This is a genomic window from Pseudomonas sp. LBUM1669 (genome assembly GCF_059695705.1).
Map to the genome: position 1 here is coordinate 5,559,796 of NZ_CP166784.1, position 14,454 is coordinate 5,574,249.

The window sequence follows — 14,454 nt, forward strand, 5'->3', positions numbered from 1 at the left end:
TTACCCCCGTTCGGCTGCGCAGCAGTCGCAAAACCACTGCATGTGGTGCAACTGACACACCTCGGTTGCAGATTTTGGGGCGGCTTCGCCACCCAACGGGGGCAAGCCCCCTCGCCACAGGTTTTGTGTTCGACCTGAAGGATTATTTACGGGGTTTGATCCGAGCAGTGGCCTCAGCCACCAACGGATCATCCGGCCAATAATGCTTCGGATACCGTCCCTTCAAATCCTTCTTCACCTCGGCGTAGGTGCTGCGCCAGAAGTTCGCCAAGTCCTGGGTCACTTGCACCGGTCGCCGCGCCGGGGATAGAAGATGCAACTTCACCACCTGCCGGCCCCCGGCAATGCGCGGGGTTTCGGCAAGGCCGAACAGTTCTTGTAAACGCACCGCCAGAATCGGCGGCTGCTCGCTGTAGTCCAGACGAATCGAAGAACCCGACGGCACGCTCAAATGATGCGGCGCCTGTTCATCCAGCCGTTGCGGCAGCGGCCATGGCAGCAGGTTGTGGACGATGCTCGACAGGTCCAGGTTGGCGAAATGACTGAGCCGCGAGACTTTGCCCAGATACGGCATCAACCAGTGTTCGAGGCTTTTGAGCAGCGCGGTATCGCTGACATCCGGCCATTCACTTTCACCCTTACTGCCGATGTCCAGCTGGCGCAACAACGCCACCCTCGCCTGCCACTGACGCAGTTCCGGCGTCCACGGCAACAGTTCCAGCCCTTTACGGCGTACCAGATTGACCAGCGCCTGGCTGCGCGCGGTTTCGTCGAGGCCCGTCAGCGGTTCACGGCTGAGGATCAATTCACCGACCTTGCGCTGACGCTCGGCGCGCAACACGCCTTCGCGCTCGTCCCAATCCAGTTGATCGACTACGCGCACTTGCTCGGCCAGCACGGACTCGAACAACGCCGGATCAAAATCCGCCGCCAGATAAATCCGTTCCTCGCGTTGCCCCTGTCGACTGCCCAGATCCGCAATCACCAACCATGCTTGCTTCATCAAGCTGTCTGCTTCGGCGAACAACGCCGCACGGCCGTTGGCCAGGCGATATTCAGCGCCACCGGCGCGACGCTGCTGGGCAACGCGGTCGGGATAGGCCAACGCCAACAGGGCGCCGAGCCAGCGCGGATGATCAGGATCGCTGACCGGCTCCGACGCTTTGCCGCGCAGGTAACCGCGATACTGCCGCGCCAATTGCCGGGCACGTTGCACGCCACCCTGAGCGCCGCGTGCGGCGCGCTCTTCGCCGGACAACAGCACCAATCGGCTGTGCAGATCCGCTCCGGCGCCACGCAAGATGTCCCGCTCGCCGAGCAATGCCGCGACATCGCAGGCCATGCTGGCCAAACCGAGCGCCTGCCCGCGCAACAACAAATGGGCGATGCGCGGATGGGCCGGCAGTTCGGCCATGGCCTGACCGTGACGCGTCAGCGCTTCGCCGTCCAAGGCACCCAGCCGATCAAGCAGATCCTGAGCCTGTGCATAAGCGGCCGCGGGCGGTACGTCGAGCCACACCAATTGCCCGGGTGTCACGCCCCAACGTCCGAGCTGCAAGGCCAGGCCGGCGAGGTCGGCCGAGAGAATTTCCGCACTGGCGTAGGCCGCCAATTGCTCGTGCTGATCCTGAGACCACAATCGATAACACACGCCCGGCTCCAGACGCCCTGCCCGCCCGGCGCGTTGAGTGGCGCTGGCTTTGGAAATTCGTTGGGTGTCGAGCCGGGTCATGCCGCTGCCGGGATCGAAACGCGGCACCCGCGCCAGCCCGGCATCGATCACCACGCGCACGCCATCGATGGTCAGGCTGGTCTCGGCGATGTTGGTCGCCAGCACCACTTTGCGCTTGCCCGCCGGTGCCGGATCGATCGCCGCGCGTTGGGCGGCGAGGTCCAGTTCACCGTGCAACGGGCAGAGCAAAACCTGTGGACTCTCACCCAGCGCATCCGCCAATTGTTGATGCACGCGACGGATTTCCGCCTGCCCCGGCAGAAAAACCAGCACGCTGCCGGTCTCATCATTCAAGGCGTCGAGAATCGTCTGCACCAGACGGGGCTCAATGAATTCGCCGGTCTGAAACGGGCGCCCCCAGCGCATCGCCACCGGGTACATGCGGCCTTCACTGCGCAGGATCGGCGCGTCATCGAGCAACCCGGCCAGGCGTTCGCCCTCGAGCGTTGCAGACATCAAAAGGATTTTCAGCGGCTGATCGTCGCGGAACAGCTCGCGGCCATTCAGGCTCAGGGCCAATGCCAGATCCGCGTCGAGACTGCGCTCGTGGAATTCGTCGAAGATCAGCAGGCCAACGCCGTCGAGCGCCGGGTCATCCTGCAAGCGTCGGGTGAGGATGCCTTCGGTGACCACTTCGATACGGGTCTTGGGGCCGACTTTGCTATCGAGACGAATGCGATATCCGACAGTTTCACCAACCTTCTCCCCCAGCTCACTGGCCAGACGCTCCGCCGCCGCCCGCGCCGCCAAACGGCGCGGTTCAAGCATCAGAATGGTCTGCCCGGCCAGCCACGGCTCGTTGAGCAAGGCCAGCGGAACACGGGTGGTCTTACCGGCGCCGGGCGGTGCTTCGAGCACGGCTTCGTGGCGTGTAGCCAAGGCTTCACGCAGGGCGGGTAAAACTTCATCAATCGGCAAAGGAATCATGCTGGCTCCACAGGGCGTGCCCACAGTAAATTGCGAGTCGCGTTGAAGTTGTGGGCGTGCCAGGCAAGGCGCGAGACGCTGGTAAGGGTCGTTTCCTTACCAAGTCTCGCAACGCAGCATGGCGCGTCCACAGCTTCAGCCCACAGGGCCGAACCCCGATAAAATTTATCAGCCGTTACACGTGGTTGATCTGGAAAAAACAACTTCAGTACTCAACTATTCCAGGAAGGGGTGAGACGCGGCCGCAATTTACTGTGGGCACGCCCTGCCGCGCCGAGTATAACGGCGAACTGCTCGGCGTTAATCACGGTCCTAATTCATATAGACGCCCCTTCGTTTTCCAGATGACTCAGGAGATTTCATATGCGTGTTCCCTTTCGCTTGATTGGCGGTGTATTGGTCGCGACGTTGCTGACCCAGGTGACCGCTTGCGGATCGATTTTCTACCCGGACCGTCGGGGACAGATTGACGGCAAGATCGACCCGGCCATTGCGGCGCTGGATGCCGTGGGTCTGCTGTTCTACATCATCCCCGGCCTGATCGCGTTTGCCGTTGACTTCGCCACCGGGGCGATTTACTTCGAGCCTGGCCACACCGCCCAAGTGGCTCCGGAAAAGCTCAAGGAAGCGATAGGCGCTGACGGCAAAGTTGATAACCATAAGTTGCAGACTATTCTCGAAACCGAGTTGGGTCGCAGCTTCCCTCTGGATGACCCACGCCTGATTCAACACAAAGGCAGCGCCCAGCAACTGGCCATGTTCGGCCTGCAACCCGCCGCGTAATCCGTGCACGTGAAGGAATAGCCGCACTTATGATCTCCAGCTCCGAACACGCCCGCCTGCTGCGGCTGGCGACTCGTGCCTCGGTGGCGGTGGCGTGTACGCTGATCGTCGCCAAAGCCATCGCGTGGTGGTTGAGCGGTTCGGTGAGCATGCTCGCCGGGTTGACCGACTCGGCGCTCGACGGCGTCACCTCCTTGCTCAACCTGCTGGCGGTGCATTACGCCTTGCGCCCCGCCGATGACGATCACCGTTACGGGCATGGCAAAGCCGAGTCGCTGGCAGGCATGGCTCAAGCGCTGTTCATTGGTGGCAGTGCGGTACTGATTGCCTTGCAGGCGATCGAGCGGCTGAAACATCCGGAACCGGTGGGCGCGCCGTGGATCAGCATCGGGGTGATTATATTTTCCCTGGCGCTGACCTTGGCGTTGCTGATGTTGCAACATCGGGTGGTCAAGGCCACGGGCTCCAATGCGGTGCGCGCCGACTCCCTGCACTACCGTTCGGACATGCTGCTCAATGGCAGCATTCTGGTGGCGCTTGTGCTCGCCGGGTTTGGTTGGCATCAGCTCGATGCGTGGTTTGGCTTGGGAATCGCTGCGTACATTTTCTGGAGCGCCATTCAGATCGCCCGAGAAAGTTTTACGGTGCTGATGGATGAAGAACTGCCGCCGGATGTGAGCCAGCACATGCTCGAACTGGCCTGCGGCGTTCCGGGGGTTTTGGGCGCGCATGACCTGCGCACGCGGATTTCCGGCAACCAGTGGTTCGTGCAGTTGCACCTGGAGTTGCCGGGGGAGCTGACCCTGTCAGTCGCCCACGGCATCAGCGATCAGGCCGCCGATGCGATTCACGCCGCTTACCCGCGAGCCGAAGTGCTGGTGCACGCCGACCCGCAGGAAGTGGTGCTGGCCGCCAAGGCTCAGTAAGACACCTGATAACCCCGACCGCCCAGGCAATTGCCCTGGGCCTGGCGATAGGCTTGTACCACCGACGGGTCTGGCTGGTAGGTCGCCGTGCGCGGATTGAAGCCACTTTGCTGCACCGCGTATTGATAACACTCGTAACCGTCCTGGCTGACCTGTTCCGGCGACTGACCGTTGGCCGGATACGCCTCCACGTCGTAGCTATTACTGACCGGCTGCGGCTGCGCTTGCACCGGCGGCTCGACCACCAAGTAGTCCTGGGTGTTTTCCTGATAGGCGTAGTACGAACCGGCCGCCAGGAACAGCAGCGCCCCGCCTATCCACACCTCACGCGCGTAATCGGGCAAGTAGCTGACTCGAATCCCGCGTGGTGGTTGGACCACCACATACCGCGGGCCTTGTGGGCGATACCAATAGCCGCCGGAATAGAAATAATCCCGACCACCATAAGGCACGCGGTAGTCACGGTCCGGGAAGCGGTCGATCACATGACCCGGGCGATATTGCGGGCCGGGGCCCCAGCCATTACCGTGCCCATCCGGACGACCCGCCCAACGGCGATCATCGGGACGCGGACCGTTGTTCTGCCAATGCTGGTTGTAATTGTTGCGCTGTGGATTGTCCTGATAGTAACCACGCTGAGGCTGCTGGGTCTGGCGCACAGTGTCCGGCCGCCCCTGAATCGGCAGGTCATTGGCCGGCAGCTGAGGTGGCGGTGGCGGTGATCGAACAGGATTGTTGTAGTTGGGCGGCTGACGGTTCTGCCACTGGCCGTTGTTCTGATTCTGGCCGTTGTGCTCAAACTGGCGGCTGTTGTCGCCACGAATGATGTCGTTGTTCTGCGGGCGCGGCTGATTATTGCCGCCATGCCCCTGATTGTTGCCCTGATGGCCGTCCGATCCACCTTGCCCGCCATCGGGGCCACGGTTTTGCTGATCATCGGCCAGCAATTGCGCAGTGACACTGACACACAGCAAACCAACACCGGCCAAACGCCAGATGCGCGACTTCATGCTTTTCCTCACTGCGGGTTAGGGCCTGTACGTAGGACTGGGAAAGTACAGGGCGGTTCTGCAACAGGTTATCAGTCGCGCAACTTATTTATTGATGGCAGCGGGTAAATTGCAGGCAAAAGAAAAGGGAGACCCGTCGGCCTCCCTTTGAGAACTTCGTCCGTGCTCGACGCTTATGACGTCGGCTCACCTCACGCCGTCTTCTGGACAGTGTGTAGCTCGGGGGCCGGCACATCCCCGGTGGGGGTGGCGGCCGCCGCTGGCCTGATTCGGCGAGCGGCTATGGACTGTTTGTCCGAGCAGTGATTCTGGTGATAAGAATAGGCCGCAGGCGCCGGCAGAGGATTGCGAAGATTGCTCAATTAAACATCACTTGCGCAATTTTTAACCCTGGATAGATAATCTGCCGCAATAGTTATGACAAAGGCCTGATTGATGAGCAAACTCGACCGATACGACTTGAGCATTTTGGCGGAATTGCAGCGCGACGCGCGCATCTCCAACCAGGAGCTGGCCGAACGCATCGGCCTGTCGCCTTCGCCTTGCTCGCGCCGGGTCAAGCAACTGGAAGACGATGGCTACATCACCCGCCAGGTGGCGCTGCTGGACCGCAAGATGCTCGGCTTGAGCCTCACGGCTTATGTGCTGATCGGCATGGACCGACATACGCCGGAGCGTTTCGAGAACTTTGAAGCAGCGATTCGCACCTTGCCGCAGGTGCTGGAATGCAGTCTGGTCACGGGGATGGATGCGGACTATCAGCTTAAAGTCGTCGTGCCGGACATGGATCACTATCAGAAACTGCTGCTGGGGCATTTGACCCGGATTGAAGGGGTGACGAGTGTGCGGTCGAGTTTTGTGCTGAATCAGGTGTTGAACAGCACCGAGCTGCCGCTGACTCATCTGCGTAGCTGATTGTGGCGAGGGAGCTTGCTCCCGCTCGGCTGCGAAGCAGGCACAAACCGGTGGACGCGGTGTGCCTTGCTGAACTCAATCGCGTTTTTGGAGGGCCGCTTCGCGCCCCAGCGGGAGCAAGCTCCCTCGCCACAGTGCGACACACTGCCGCAGGTCAATCCTCCACCACTCCTCCATGCCGTATACTCCAGCGCCTTTTAGCCTCGCCCGCGCTGGAGATATTCAATGGATCCTGCAGTTTTCGAAGAGTGGATGATGACTGGACTGGTCAGCATCCTGATCATTTTCATGGGTTTCATCGTCTGGGATCTGGCGAAGAAATCCAAGGCCGGACGCTTTGGCTCGGTTATCCTGTTCTCCGTACTGGGTCTGGGCGTGGCCGCGTTCGTGATCAAAAGCGTGGTGATCGGCCTGATCGAATCCGGCGCGTTATAATCGCGCCGGTACTTCTTTCCACTGGCCCTGATCGAGCCCTTCGATCGTCCAGTCGCCAATCCTGACCCGCACCAGGCGCAACGTCGGCAAGCCGACCGCCGCCGTCATGCGCCGTACCTGACGATTGCGCCCCTCGCGAATCACCAACTCCAGCCAACTGGTCGGCACGCTTTTGCGAAAGCGCACCGGCGGGTTGCGTGGCCACAGCTCGGGCTCATCCAGTTGCCGCGCCTCGGCCGGCAAGGTCATGCCGTCGTTGAGTTCGACGCCGTCACGCAAACGCTGCAACTGCTCAGCGCTCGGCTCGCCCTCCACTTGCACCCAATAAGTCTTTGCCAATTTGTGTTTCGGGTCGGCGATTCGCGCTTGCAGCTGGCCATCGTTGGTCAGCAGCAATAATCCCTCGCTGTCGCGGTCCAGTCGGCCTGCCGGGTAAATCCCCGGAATCTCGATGTAATCCTTGAGTGTCGCCCTCCCTCCTTCGTCGCTGAACTGGGTCAGCACATCGAAGGGTTTGTTGAACAGGATCAACTTCGGCTCGGCCGGTGGCGCTTTGGCGACACGGCGCGGGGCTGAGGAGGATGGCGCAGGCTTCGCGCCAGGGCGGCGAGAAACGGGACGTTGAGGACGGGGCATGGGAAAGAGGAACATCTAACGGTCAGGGCTGCCAATGCTAGTGCCCTGACCGTCAAATGACCATCACGAATCAGCGGAACGGCGGCTCGTCGAAGCTGCGCAGTTTGCGCGAATGCAACGAGTTGAGTTCGGTGCGCAACAGATCCACCGCTTCGATGCCGATCTTCAAGTGCTGGCTGACCGCGCGCTCATAGAAGGCGTTGGCCGAACCCGGCAGCTTGATTTCGCTGTGCAGCGGTTTGTCCGACACGCAGAGCAACGTGCCATAGGGCACCCGCAGGCGATAGCCTTGGGCCGCGATGGTGCCGCTTTCCATGTCCACCGCCACGGCGCGGGACAGGTTGATCAACGGACGTTCCTGCGCCCAGCGCAATTCCCAGTTACGGTCGTCGTAAGTCAGTACGGTGCCGGTGCGCAGGCGTTTCTTCAGCTCGTCGCCCTTCTCGCCGGTGATATTGGCGGCCGCCTGCTGCAAGGCCATCTGCACTTCGGCCAGGGCCGGAATCGGAATGTTCGGCGGCACCACCCGGTCGAGAATCCCGTCACGACGCATATAAGCGTGAGCCAGCACGTAGTCGCCAATGGTCTGCGACTGACGCAAGCCGCCGCAGTGACCGATCATCAACCAGCAATGTGGACGCAGCACCGCCAAATGGTCGGTGATGTTCTTGGCGTTGGACGGGCCGACGCCAATGTTCACCAAGGTCACGCCATGGCCATCGCTGGCGATCAGGTGATAAGCCGGCATCTGATAGCGGTGCCAAACCACGCCCGCAGCAATCGCCGAGGCTTCGCCGTGGTCCATGCTCTTTTCGATGATCACGTTGCCCGGCAATACCATGCGCACGAAACGCGGATCGCTGCGCAACTGCTCCAGGCCATGGACGATGAACTGATCGACGTAACGGTGGTAGTTGGTCAGCAGAATCCACGGTTGCACATGACGCCAGTCGCTGCCGGTGTAATGCACCAGTCGGCGCAACGAGAAATCGACCCGCGCGGCATCGAACAGGGCCAGTGGCAGCGGATCGGTGTTTTCCCAGTCGTACAAGCCATCGGCAATGCCGTCGGTCGCGGCGGACAAGTCGGTGCTCGGGAACACCCGCGCCAGCACGGCCGCGGTGACGCCGGAGCCGGCCAGTTCATCGCCCTGCTCGACCACGTAGGGATAAGGAATGTTTTGCTGGCTGATGCCGACTTCTACGGTCACGGTGAAGTCGTGCATCAACGGCACGAGTTGTTCCAGCAGGTATTTACGGAAGGCCGCCGGGTGGGTGACGGTGACGCTGTAGGTTCCGGGCAACTGAACCTTGGCATAAGCGCGCGTGGTCTGTGGGACTTCGCCCTGGCAGTGGTAGGCCAGACGCAGCTCGGGATAACGAAACATCGCACGCTGTTCAGCGTCCGGCTCGACTCGGTCCTTGAGATAACGCTTGAGCGCCTGGTTCAGCGCGGTGGTTGCACGATTGTGCAAGAGCGCAAGCCTGTCCACGGCTTGCTCGGCGGTTTGAACGACAATAAAAGCTTCGGTCACGATCAGCATCCTGTGTTCTGACTTGCAGAGCTTCATCTTGCCTGCATCGCTGCCAGACGGAAACAGTGGCGTGCTGATACGCAATTTGCTCAGTTCGCCAAAGATCAATTGTGGGAGCGGGCTTGCTCGCGAATACGCCGTGTCAGGCGATAGAGATGTCGACTGAAACACCGCGTTCGCGAGCAAGCCCGCTCCCACAAGGGTTCTTTGTTGTTTATAGGAGCGGAGTCGAGCGGGCGACGATCGCTTCAACATCCAGCCCACGCGGCAACGCGCCATACACCCGACCGGCCGAACCTAGGCGGCTGGCGATAAAGGCATCGCTGACCGCCGAGTTCCCGGCCTCCAGCAATAACTTGGCCTGAAGCCCCAACGCGATGCCTTCAGTCAGCTGCCGCGCGCGGTATTGAATGTCGCTGGTGTCCTTGAACGCCGCCTGCAATTGGCTGATGTGCGCAGCCAGGCGCTTATCGCCATGCCCATCGCCCAGCTCGCTGAACAGCACATCGAGCACGCCCGGCTCCTTCGATAATGCTCGCAACACGTCCAGGCATTGCACGTTGCCGGAACCTTCCCACGTCGAATTGACCGGCGCCTCACGGTACAGGCGCGGGAGGATGCTTTCCTCGACATAGCCCGCGCCGCCCATGCATTCGGCGGCTTCGTTGATCATTGCGGGCGCGCGCTTGCAGATCCAGTACTTGCCCACCGCCGTGACCAACCGGGCGAATTTGGCTTCGTGGCTGTCATCCAGATGATCCAGCGCCTTGCCCATGCGCAGGCTCAAGGCCAGGGCCGCTTCGCTTTCCAGCGCCAGATCGGCGAGTACGTTTTGCATCAACGGCTGTTCGCTGAGCAACTTGCCACCGACGCTGCGGTGAGCGCAGTGATGGCTGGCCTGGGTCAGCGCCTGACGCATCAGCGAGCTGGAACCGACCATGCAATCGAAGCGGGTCATGGCAACCATTTCGATGATGGTCGGAACTCCCCGCCCCTCTTCGCCAATCATCCACGCCAGCGCCCCACGGAACTCCACCTCGCTGGAGGCATTGGAGCAATTGCCGAGTTTGTTCTTCAGGCGCTGGATATAGAACTGATTTCGCGTGTCGTCCGGGCGATGGCGTGGCAGCAGGAAACAGGTCAAACCCTTGTCTGTCTGCGCCAGCGTCAGGAAGGCATCGCACATTGGCGCGGAACAGAACCACTTGTGCCCCACCAATTCATAGGCCTGGCCTGGGCCACTGGCGCCAACCGGGTACGCCTTGGTGGTGTTGGCCCGCACGTCGGTGCCGCCCTGTTTCTCGGTCATCGCCATGCCGATGGTGACACCCGCCTTGTGGGCCATGCCGACATTGCGCGAGTCGTATTCGGTCGAGAGGATTTTCGGCAGCCATTGTTTGGCCAGATCCGGTTGCAGGCGCATCGCCGGGACGCTGGCGAACGTCATGGTCAGCGGGCAACCGCTGCCAGCTTCGGCCTGGCTGTGCAGGTACGACATGGACGCGCGAGCCACATGGGCGCCGGGTTGCGGATGCGCCCAGGGTAACGAGGTCAAGCCGTGCTCGACCGCCGTGCGCATCAACTGGTGATACGCCGGGTGAAATTCCACCAGGTCGATGCGATGGCCGTAACGGTCATGGCTGACGAACAGCGGTTTGTTCTGATTGGCCAGGAACCCTGCTTCCATCAGCGGCCCACCGGCCAGTGCGCCATACGCGTCGATCCGCGACTCGGCCCAACCGGCCCCGAAACGCCGCGACCACTCTTGCAAGGGCAGGTCGATGCGATAGAGGTTGGTGCCGTCCAGCGACGGTGGCTGGTTGGTGACTTCGTGGGTTTCGGCGAACTGATGCAGGTTCATGACGGGGCTCCTTTGATCAGCCAAGAGGTTCAGTTAAGCACCGCCCCTTGACCGAACAAAGTGTCATACCCGCCTAAATGTCGGCGCTTTCGCCTTGCCCCGAACAGAGTACCCGCCGATAGAGCGCCGCTTGCAGATCCTCGAATTTAACCGGTTTACTCAGGTAATCGATCAAGGCTCCCGTCGGGCAGCGCTCCCGATCGGCGCTGACGGCAATCACGAACACCGGCAAATCGGCACAGCCCGGCAAGGTGCGGATCTGGCAGCAAAGGGCGGCGCCATCCAGCGTCGGCAACTGGCAATCGAGCAGCACCGCATCGAATGTTTCTCGCTGCAAGAGATCGAGCGCGGCTGCGCAGCCGTCGGTGGCGCGTACCCGGAACCCGAGCTTGAGCAACATGCCACGCATCACCAATTGATTGATGCTGTTGTCATCCACCAACAGCACCGTGCAGTCCTGTGGCAATCGAAGACGCGCAAACTTGCGGGTCATCAAGGGCACTGCCGGCCGCTCGATCACGGGCAGTTCGAACTCGACGTCCAACTGGAAACGGCTACCGCTGCCGGGCTCGGATCGATGGGTCAGGCGCCCGCCGAGCAATTCGACCAGTTGCCGGCAGATCGCCAGGCCAACGCCCAGGCCACCGTATTCGCGGGTCATCGAACCATCGAGCTGGAAGAAGCGCTGATACATCGTCGCCTCTCCCAGATCGGTAAAGCCGATACCGGTGTCGATCACCGCAAACGACAGCGACATCCGACCGCTATCCACCGGTTTGCCCGTCACCCGCAGGGCCAGCCCGCCGACCCGGGTGAATTTGATGGCGTTGTCCAACAGGCATTCCAGGCATTGCGTCAGCTTGGCGCTGTCGCCGTTCAAGCGATCCGGCAGACCCGGTGTCACTTCCACTTTGAAGTCCAGCGACTTGCTTGAAGCATTGCCCTCGAACTGTGCGCGCAAGGTCTCGACCACGCCGCGCAGACTGAACGTTGCCGGACTGACTTTAAGCTTGCCGGCCTGCAACTCGGTCAGGGTCAGGATGCCGTTGACCATGCGCATCATGTCCCGCGCGGAACCGGCGGCGGTCTGCTGGTATTGCTCCAGTTCCGGGTCCATCTCGACGGTCTGCATCAATTCAAGCGAACCGATCACACCGTTCATGGGCGTGCGTAACTCGTGGGTCAGGGTGGCGAGAAATTCATCCTTGAGCTTGTTACTGTGGGCCAGTTGCTGGTTCAGCACTTCGAGCTTCTGACCGGCATCAAACAGCGTCTGCGCCTGCTGCTCGCGCATGGCGTTGATGCGGTCGGCCAGGGCCAGAGACAGCAGCGCCACTTCGATGGCAGAACCGATCTGGCTGGAATACATCGTCAGGAACACGTTCGGCAGGTAACCCAACACCATCATCGTGTTGACGATGCCGCCGAGCAGGAAAGCCGACCAGGCGATGATGAAATACCGTGCCACCCGAAGGCCACGCAGCCAGGCGCACAACCCGGCGATGAAAATCACCACGGTGAAGACCAACGCCAAAACTGTTGCCAGGCGCAAGGCCAGGGCGTAACTGGCCATCAACGACAACCCGACCACCACCGCACTGAACGCGACCAGTGCCAACAGTAAACGGTCGAGCCAACGACCGTGGTTGGCCGTCTGCAAGAAGCTGCGGGCGAACTGACTGCCGAACAGCCCTGCACAACCGATAAAAAATGGCGTTGCGGCGTTGGCCCACCACGGGTTGTCCGGCCAGAAATATTCCACGGCTGCGCCGTTCACCGACAGTTGATACAGGCCGAAGGAAGCGATGTAAAAGATGTAATAGAGGTAACTGGTGTCGCGCACGCTGAGGTAGATGAACAGGTTGTAGACCAGCATCCCCAACAACACCCCATAAATCAGCCCCAGCACATAAAGGCGTACCGGCTGTTCTTCGAGGTAAGCGGTGCTCGACCACAAGGTGACGGGCGCCTGGATCGACCCTTCGCTTTGCAGGCGCAGGAAAACGGTCTGTGCCTGGTCAGGCACGAAATCCAGATCGAACAGGTAGTTGTTCTGGCGGATCTCGCGACTGGCGAACGGCAACGCGTCACCTGTTTGTCCCGCCAATCGGTAACCACCCACAGCATCGGGCAAGTAGAGATCGAGGTGATCGAGGGGCGGGTAGGCCAGCTCCAGAAGCCAGGTCCGTTGCGCAACCGGATTCGAAGGACGGTAATGCAGATCGATTTTCAGCCAGAACACCGAACGCGAATAACCCGCGTTGAGGGTGGCTTTATCGTGAGGCTTGAAGTTACCGGCCGCAGCTTGCGCACGGACATCGGCGAAGGTCGCCTGACCGCCCGCGTCTTCGTACACCTGCAGGGTTCGGCCCAGGGGAAGGCTCTGGGTGAATTCATCGAATTCGACGGCGCTCGCCATGAGGGGCAAGCACAACAGCAACATCAGCAAATAGCGCATTTAAGCCCCAGCGTGGCCTGTCCGGTTATCTCAGGAAGCCCCTCATTCCCTTTGAGTAGACGTAAAACCGGTATTACCTGTTATTGGTTTGGATCCACTCTAGCATAGCCGTTGATGGCCATTGAGCACCATTGAAATATTTCCTGAAAAGGCTCTAGTACGGGTGTTCCAGCGGCGCGATTGAGGCAAATCTGTTTATACGGTCAGCTTATGGGAATACTGAACATCTGTGGCGAGGGGACTTGACGCAATGCCACACCACTGCGTTCGGCTGCGAAGCAGTCGTGAATCTGACGACGCGATGTTGCCGACCGAATGCAAAAAAGGGGGCAAGCCCCTCACCACAATGTATCGGCAGACCTTGCGGCCACTGCACCCGAAAATCGATGTTTGGTGGTAAGCTCGCGCACCATGAATATCTACAGCTCTCGCCCCGTTGTCCTCTGTCTCTCCGGCCACGACCCCAGTGGTGGCGCCGGCTTGCAGGCAGATATCGAAGCCCTGCTCGCTCAGGGTTGTCATGCGGCTCCGGCCGTCACCGCCCTGACCGTGCAAGACACGGTCAACGTCACTGACTTTCGCGTGCTCGACCGCGAGTGGGTGCTGGCCCAGGCCAACGCCGTACTCAACGACTCCGAAGTCGCTGCCGTGAAACTGGGCATGCTCGGCTCCCTGGAGATGGTCGACACTGTCGTCGAACTGCTTTCGGCACACCCGCATTTGCCGGTGGTCTGCGACCCGGTGCTGCGCGCCGGCGGCGGCGGACGCCTGGGCAAGGATGAAGTCGGCTATGCCATGCGCGAGCGCCTGCTGCCTCTGTCGATCATCGCCACCCCCAACCTTCCCGAAGCCCGCATCCTCGCCGAACTGCCCGAAGGCACCGCGGACGAGTGCGCTGAAAAACTCCTGCCGTTCGTCAAGCACCTGCTGATCACGGGCGGTCATGGCGACGAACACGAAATCCACAATCGCCTGTACAGCCGCGATGGCCACCGCGAAACCTTTACTTGCCAACGCTTGCCCGGCAGTTATCACGGTTCCGGTTGCACCCTGGCCAGCGCCCTGGCCGGTCGACTGGCCCAGGGTGAACATCTCGCCAGCGCCGTGCAGACCGCGCTTAACTACACTTGGCGTACCCTGCGTGACGCGGAGCAACTGGGCAAAGGCCAGTTTGTGCCGCGCCGTCTGCCGCTGGATTTCTGTTCGTAACTTTCTATTCGCAACGCGGTGAGGCTTG

The 14,454-nt window shown here is 61.0% G+C and carries 11 protein-coding genes; 5 read left to right on the forward strand and 6 right to left on the reverse strand.

Going from position 1 to position 14,454, the window contains the following annotated elements:
* Positions 1 to 142: 142 nt before the first annotated feature.
* A complete protein-coding gene (gene hrpB / locus ACA051_RS25830; RefSeq protein WP_497372432.1) occupies positions 143 to 2,659 on the reverse strand; it encodes an ATP-dependent helicase HrpB in 2,517 nt (838 codons plus the stop codon).
* Positions 2,660 to 3,022: 363 nt separating this feature from the next.
* Between hrpB and pmcY the strand changes: the two genes are divergently transcribed.
* A complete protein-coding gene (gene pmcY / locus ACA051_RS25835) occupies positions 3,023 to 3,442 on the forward strand; it encodes a periplasmic Zn2+ metallochaperone PmcY (protein ID WP_259156072.1) in 420 nt (139 codons plus the stop codon).
* A 29-nt stretch (positions 3,443 to 3,471) separates the two neighbouring features.
* Positions 3,472 to 4,368 carry a cation diffusion facilitator family transporter gene (locus tag ACA051_RS25840; RefSeq protein ID WP_497372434.1) on the forward strand — a complete coding sequence of 299 codons (897 nt, stop codon included), beginning with the start codon at positions 3,472 to 3,474 and terminating at the stop codon, positions 4,366 to 4,368.
* On the opposite strand, the gene ACA051_RS25845 is transcribed toward ACA051_RS25840, so the two are convergent.
* The gene (locus tag ACA051_RS25845) at positions 4,362 to 5,378 is read right to left on the reverse strand and encodes a DUF6515 family protein (RefSeq protein WP_497372436.1); all 1,017 of its coding nucleotides are present in this window, start codon (positions 5,376 to 5,378) and stop codon (positions 4,362 to 4,364) included. The two genes, ACA051_RS25840 and ACA051_RS25845, sit on opposite strands and share 7 nt — an antisense overlap.
* A 435-nt stretch (positions 5,379 to 5,813) precedes the next feature.
* Here ACA051_RS25845 and ACA051_RS25850 point away from each other — a divergent pair, with 435 nt between their 5' ends.
* Together ACA051_RS25850 and ACA051_RS25855 are read left to right on the forward strand one after the other, a co-directional pair.
* Complete coding sequence (locus tag ACA051_RS25850) at positions 5,814 to 6,293, forward strand: Lrp/AsnC family transcriptional regulator (RefSeq protein WP_007894448.1); 480 nt, start codon at positions 5,814 to 5,816, stop codon at positions 6,291 to 6,293.
* A 225-nt stretch (positions 6,294 to 6,518) separates the two neighbouring features.
* Complete coding sequence (locus ACA051_RS25855; RefSeq protein ID WP_109635094.1) at positions 6,519 to 6,728, forward strand: DUF2788 domain-containing protein; 210 nt, start codon at positions 6,519 to 6,521, stop codon at positions 6,726 to 6,728.
* Here the strand turns inward: ACA051_RS25855 and ACA051_RS25860 are convergent.
* From ACA051_RS25860 to ACA051_RS25875, 4 genes are all read right to left on the reverse strand, one after another.
* A complete protein-coding gene (locus ACA051_RS25860; protein ID WP_497305680.1) occupies positions 6,723 to 7,364 on the reverse strand; it encodes a pseudouridine synthase in 642 nt (213 codons plus the stop codon). The genes ACA051_RS25855 and ACA051_RS25860 overlap by 6 nt on opposite strands.
* Before the next feature lie 70 nt (positions 7,365 to 7,434).
* A complete protein-coding gene (amn, locus tag ACA051_RS25865; RefSeq protein ID WP_497375638.1) occupies positions 7,435 to 8,934 on the reverse strand; it encodes an AMP nucleosidase in 1,500 nt (499 codons plus the stop codon).
* 178 nt (positions 8,935 to 9,112) lie between these two features.
* Positions 9,113 to 10,759 (reverse strand): acyl-CoA dehydrogenase family protein, encoded by a 1,647-nt coding sequence (locus ACA051_RS25870; protein WP_497372439.1) that lies wholly within the window; start codon positions 10,757 to 10,759, stop codon positions 9,113 to 9,115.
* A 73-nt stretch (positions 10,760 to 10,832) separates the two neighbouring features.
* A complete protein-coding gene (locus tag ACA051_RS25875; protein WP_497372441.1) occupies positions 10,833 to 13,217 on the reverse strand; it encodes a hybrid sensor histidine kinase/response regulator in 2,385 nt (794 codons plus the stop codon).
* Positions 13,218 to 13,628: 411 nt separating this feature from the next.
* On the opposite strand from ACA051_RS25875, the gene ACA051_RS25880 reads away from it, so the two are divergent.
* On the forward strand, positions 13,629 to 14,426 hold the full coding sequence (locus ACA051_RS25880) for a hydroxymethylpyrimidine/phosphomethylpyrimidine kinase (RefSeq protein ID WP_219096044.1): 798 nt from the start codon (positions 13,629 to 13,631) through the stop codon (positions 14,424 to 14,426).
* Positions 14,427 to 14,454 lie beyond the last annotated feature (28 nt).

Coding starts and splice junctions, on each gene's coding strand:
- hrpB (WP_497372432.1), bottom strand. CDS start 2,659: ATGATTCCTTTGCCGATTGATGAAGTTTTACCCGCCCTGCGTGAAGCC.
- pmcY (WP_259156072.1), top strand. CDS start 3,023: ATGCGTGTTCCCTTTCGCTTGATTGGCGGTGTATTGGTCGCGACGTTG.
- ACA051_RS25840 (WP_497372434.1), top strand. CDS start 3,472: ATGATCTCCAGCTCCGAACACGCCCGCCTGCTGCGGCTGGCGACTCGT.
- ACA051_RS25845 (WP_497372436.1), bottom strand. CDS start 5,378: ATGAAGTCGCGCATCTGGCGTTTGGCCGGTGTTGGTTTGCTGTGTGTC.
- ACA051_RS25850 (WP_007894448.1), top strand. CDS start 5,814: ATGAGCAAACTCGACCGATACGACTTGAGCATTTTGGCGGAATTGCAG.
- ACA051_RS25855 (WP_109635094.1), top strand. CDS start 6,519: ATGGATCCTGCAGTTTTCGAAGAGTGGATGATGACTGGACTGGTCAGC.
- ACA051_RS25860 (WP_497305680.1), bottom strand. CDS start 7,364: ATGCCCCGTCCTCAACGTCCCGTTTCTCGCCGCCCTGGCGCGAAGCCT.
- amn (WP_497375638.1), bottom strand. CDS start 8,934: ATGAAGCTCTGCAAGTCAGAACACAGGATGCTGATCGTGACCGAAGCT.
- ACA051_RS25870 (WP_497372439.1), bottom strand. CDS start 10,759: ATGAACCTGCATCAGTTCGCCGAAACCCACGAAGTCACCAACCAGCCA.
- ACA051_RS25875 (WP_497372441.1), bottom strand. CDS start 13,217: ATGCGCTATTTGCTGATGTTGCTGTTGTGCTTGCCCCTCATGGCGAGC.
- ACA051_RS25880 (WP_219096044.1), top strand. CDS start 13,629: ATGAATATCTACAGCTCTCGCCCCGTTGTCCTCTGTCTCTCCGGCCAC.